This is a genomic window from Microcoleus sp. PH2017_12_PCY_D_A, assembly GCF_020738565.1.
In the GTDB taxonomy this organism is placed as follows: Bacteria; Cyanobacteriota; Cyanobacteriia; order Cyanobacteriales; family Microcoleaceae; genus Microcoleus.
On sequence record NZ_JAEQCI010000250.1, the window covers coordinates 1 to 1,795 of the forward strand.

The window sequence follows — 1,795 nt, forward strand, 5'->3', positions numbered from 1 at the left end:
ATAACCTTTTCTTTAAACGGCGGTGATTCCGTTTACATAGATAATGTTTTCTTCAAGAGCGACCATCTCAAATTTGGCAATCCAACTTCGGCTAGATGGCAGACTGGCAACAGCAGCACATATCAAAACAACTTGCTGCTTGAAAAGCCACAGTACGTTGTGTCTTACAATGCTGCTACCAAAATTGCCAACTGGGTTGGTTGGAAAGTAGACAAGACATGGGTGACAGAACCACCTACACAACCAGGAGAATTACCCAATGGGTTAATAAAAAGACCTGAGTTTATAACCGACCCAGATCTATTAGCTGGTGGCTATGATGGAAATATCTTTACTGGCTTGGGAATGGATCGAGGTCACTTGTCACCAAACAGAGATAGATTGAGACATCCCAAAGATGAGTTGGCAACCTACTTAACAACTAATTTGATTGCCCAGTCAATGGATAATAATCGATTTTTTGTTCGAGGAAGCAACTCTTCAACGGATGCTTCAGCTTGGTTTAATATAGAAAGTAAAGTCGTAGCTCCTATGGTTAGTCAGGGGCAAGAGCTTTACATTTTTGCTGGAGCTATTGGTAACAATCCAAATCCTCAAAAGAAAACAAATGTTCCCCAACTGCTAAATATGGTCCAAGATGGAGAGTTGATCAATCAGGGAAATACAATCCCTAGCAATTTGTCAAACCGACAAATTCACGTCCCTACATGGACGTGGAAAACCATCATGGCTGTGGAACAACCAGGAGCCGAAGTTATTTCGTCAAACATTGAAACTTTCGCATATATGACACCTAACGTAGCAGAACCAGATTGGACTTTATCCTTAGATGGGGTTGCAAATCCGCTTAATAATGATGTGTTTTCTCCCTTTTTGAAGCTACGAGGTAACATAGACAATGCGGCAGCCTGGAGGAACCCAGATACTTGGAGAGTTACTCTTCCAGAACTCACAAATATTCTTAACGAACGGAACAGACTTCGCAACTATGACTTTAAGTTTGATTTCCTGTCAAATCTGCCATAAAATATTTCAGTAGGCTCTTAAGAATTAAGGTATAGATTTTCGTATATCTTAGTTCTAAGCTTATTTCTGGTAGAGGTAATTTTCCTCACAGTTTCTCCAGCGCACTTGTAAGAATTTCATGTCATTTCTATCAACTCCGTCAGAGTAAGGCTATGGATAAAAGGAAAAACCAGGGCTAAAAACTCCGTCAGGTCGTATTACGTCCCAGAATCGACAAGGATCTTCTCCAGAGCCATAGAGCTTAGCACCTTGAAGGTTAACTCTGGTGAAACGAGCACAGGTTAGATTGCACGTCGCGCTAGTATTAGCTCCTCTCAGATTGCAGTCAAAAAAACGAGTGCTTTCTAAATCAGAATCATAAATTTTGGCATCCGTAAAGTTACAATACCAAAACTGAGCCGACAGCAATTTACATCTCTGCAAATTGAGTCGGCTCAAATTGACATAGTTAAATTGAGCGCCTGTCAGGTCGATATTTTGCAGTTCAGCCCCGCTCAAATCAGCATACTCCAAAATGATGTTTTGAAAACCTCTCTCACCAGCAGCATAGCGCCTGAGCAATTCTTCTACAGTTATTCTTTCTTTTTCCATAACTCAAATCCTGTATCTATTTACACAATCAACAATAGCACTTTTTTTAGGCTCTAGAGTTCGACAGCCTAACTCACACAACGGATTGGAGGAACCCAGATACTTGGCGAGTTACTCTTCCAGAACTCACAAAGATTCTGAACGAACGCAACCGAGTCCGCAATTATGCGTTTGATTT

At 40.9% G+C, this 1,795-nt stretch carries 2 protein-coding genes; one reads left to right on the forward strand and one right to left on the reverse strand.

What is annotated here, in order from left to right; translation table 11 throughout:
* Positions 1-1,026: DNA/RNA non-specific endonuclease (locus tag JGK39_RS33325; RefSeq protein ID WP_293299092.1), on the forward strand; the 1,026-nt coding region annotated here is incomplete at its 5' end.
* 150 nt (positions 1,027-1,176) lie between these two features.
* Here JGK39_RS33325 and JGK39_RS33330 read toward each other — a convergent pair.
* Positions 1,177-1,617 (reverse strand): pentapeptide repeat-containing protein, encoded by a 441-nt coding sequence (locus JGK39_RS33330; protein WP_293299095.1) that lies wholly within the window; start codon positions 1,615-1,617, stop codon positions 1,177-1,179.
* Positions 1,618-1,795: the final 178 nt, after the last annotated feature.